Source organism: Nostoc sp. CALU 546 (assembly GCF_048836525.1).
Genome location: NZ_JAWJTF010000297.1, coordinates 1 through 2,503 on the forward strand (window position 1 = coordinate 1; position 2,503 = coordinate 2,503).

The 2,503-nt window shown below is 46.2% G+C and carries 2 protein-coding genes and 1 pseudogene; all 3 read left to right on the top strand.

Annotated features, from left to right (window positions below; translation table 11 throughout):
* Positions 1-48: 48 nt before the first annotated feature.
* Entirely contained in the window at positions 49-297 is a 249-nt protein-coding gene (locus RRG12_RS42910; RefSeq protein ID WP_420763272.1) for a PEP-CTERM sorting domain-containing protein, read from the top strand.
* A gap of 133 nt (positions 298-430) precedes the next feature.
* On the top strand, positions 431-1,816 hold the full coding sequence (locus RRG12_RS42915; protein WP_069068861.1) for a ScyD/ScyE family protein: 1,386 nt from the start codon (positions 431-433) through the stop codon (positions 1,814-1,816).
* Positions 1,817-1,994: 178 nt separating this feature from the next.
* Positions 1,995-2,503, top strand: a pseudogene (locus tag RRG12_RS42920) (PEP-CTERM sorting domain-containing beta-propeller repeat protein); the annotation flags it as partial.

Below are 2,503 nucleotides of genomic sequence, written 5' to 3' on the forward strand. Positions count from 1 at the left end.
TTGCAGTACGCCAATTAGTCAGCCTGGAAGGGTGATTTTGATGGTTCTGTGATCAAAATAGCTGCCGATGGGACACGCACAACTCTTCTGAGTGGCAATGGATTAGAGTCACCTAGCGCCTTGACTATTGGTGCTGATGGTGCAGTATACGTCACCAACCGGAGCGATCGCCCAGGACTTGGACAAGTGATCAGAATTGAGAATACCAAATCTATTCCTGAACCCAGTTCTGCTTTCGGCGTATTTGCGATCGCTGCTTTCGGCGTTGCTTGGCTGCACAAAAAGAGAAGCTACTAAACCTCCCACAAATGGAGTTGTGGCGCTCAAGTAAAGAGTTTCAAACCAATCCTAAGTTCCTCAAAGACTGGGATTAGTCATCTTTTAATAACCATAAAGTTTTCCACTTATTTAATTCTCAATCTCCAAAGGTATGAAACTCAAATCATTTGCTCTGACATCTCTAACATTTTGTTTTGCTGCTATTTGCGGAACACCATCTGTACAAGCTGCAACCCTAACGACAATTGTCGATGGAATCAGTAATGCACGGGCTGTTAGCTTTGGCCCCGATGGCACTCTCTACGTAGCAGAGCCAGGTATCGGCGGAAACGGAAATTGCCAACCATCTCCGAGTACACTCTTTCAGCCGATCTGTGCTGGTAATAGTGGATCGCTGGTCAAAGTGACACCAGGCGGTCAGCCACAGCGTCTATTCAATAACTTTCAATCTATAGCAGAGCAACCCAGTGGCAACCAAGGCGCTGGTATTCAAGATATACAATTCGACTCTCAAGGGAATGCTTATCTTTTAACCGGGTTTGCTGGTTATCCAGGAAATCGTGATTTAGAATCACTTAACCTTGGTGCTAATTTCCCGATCCCAGAGCAGCAACTTGTTACTTTCCCGCCATCCACACCCGATAAAGTACTGAATACCCCGCTTTTAGCACAACTTTTCAAAGCTGATTTGAACACCGGAGAACTAGAAAGTATTTTCGACTTCGGCAAGTATGAAATTACTAATAATCCAGACGGTGGGGACGTAGTTACCAACCCCTTTGATTTGACCGTTAGTGGTGATACTGCTTATGTCGTTGACGGGGGTGGAAACACCGCCTACAAAGTCAAACTTGATGGAAGTGACTTTCAGGCGATCGCAATTCCCAAAAAAGTCCTTAGTGCCTCATCATTACCACCCCTTCCACCAGGACAAGAACTACCTCCAGGTTTAGTAGAGGTACTTCCAGGAGGAAACATCGCAATTCAATCAGTACCTACAGGTGGCACAATCGGCCCCGATGGAGCCTTATATGTTGCCGAATATTCAGGTTTTCCATATCCAGAAGGTGAATCGCGGATTTTCCGCATTGGCGAAGATGGCAACCCAGAGGTTTTTCTGGATGGGTTTACGCAAATCACAGACTTAACCTTTGATGAAGAAGGCAATTTGCTAGTCTTACAATTCGGCGACGAATCTCAGTTGCAGGGTGACTTGCGATTCCTTCCCGGTTCTCTGATTCAAGTTGCTCCAGATTTAACTCGGACAACATTGGTGGCTGCCGGTGAAGGGCTGGAATCATCTGCTGGAATCGATATTGGCCCTGACGGGAAGATATACATCACCAAGCGCGGTGTTGGCCCCGAACTAGGTTCGGTAGTTCGCGTGGATGATGTCGTTACAGAAAGAGTCCCCGAACCTACCTCAATCTTGGGATTATTAGCACTTGCTAGTGTAGGCGCAACTGGTGCGATCGCCAAGCGCAAACGCCAAAACAAGTTGGGTGAAGAGTTGCTAGCCAAAGCAGAGATAGTCTAATTCCTTATTACCAGCCTACTCTGTCAGGCATAGCTTACAGAATAGGCTGCTGCCTCACACAGAAAGTTGCATTTCAAACAAGAGGCAGCAGCCCGAATTTTAGAGTTCCCCAACTAGGACTGGGAACAAAATTAGTCTAGGAAAGAGTATACACTCATACAACCAGGACTTCAAACTCATGGGATTAGTCAAAAATTTGTCACTTGCTATTCTCGGTACTGGATTCACCGTGTTAGCAACAGCGGCTCAAGCCAAAGCTGTAACATTAACTTACGACAGAAGTATTGGTAGCCCCGGCTTCGGCCCTGGAGAACTTTTTGTTCCCCAAGGGATAGCGGTGGATAGCCAAGGGAATACCCTCATAGCTAACGGACGCGGTATTAACCCCGCAGATGGTACTCCTAACTACGACCTCGGTAACAAAATTGAAATATTTAATCCTAGCGGTCAGTATATTGGAGCAATTGGCTCCGGCGGCACAGGGCCCGGACAGTTTGACGAGCCAACAACTGTAGACTTTAATCCAGTAACAGGGGATCTGTATTCGGGTGATGTTTACAACAACCGCATCAATCAATTCGATTCTCAGGGTAACTTTATTAGATCCTTTGCAAATGGAGCATTTACCCCTTTGGTAGAGGGTAGATTATTCTTTGGGCCATCTGGTTTGACATTTGACAAAGATGG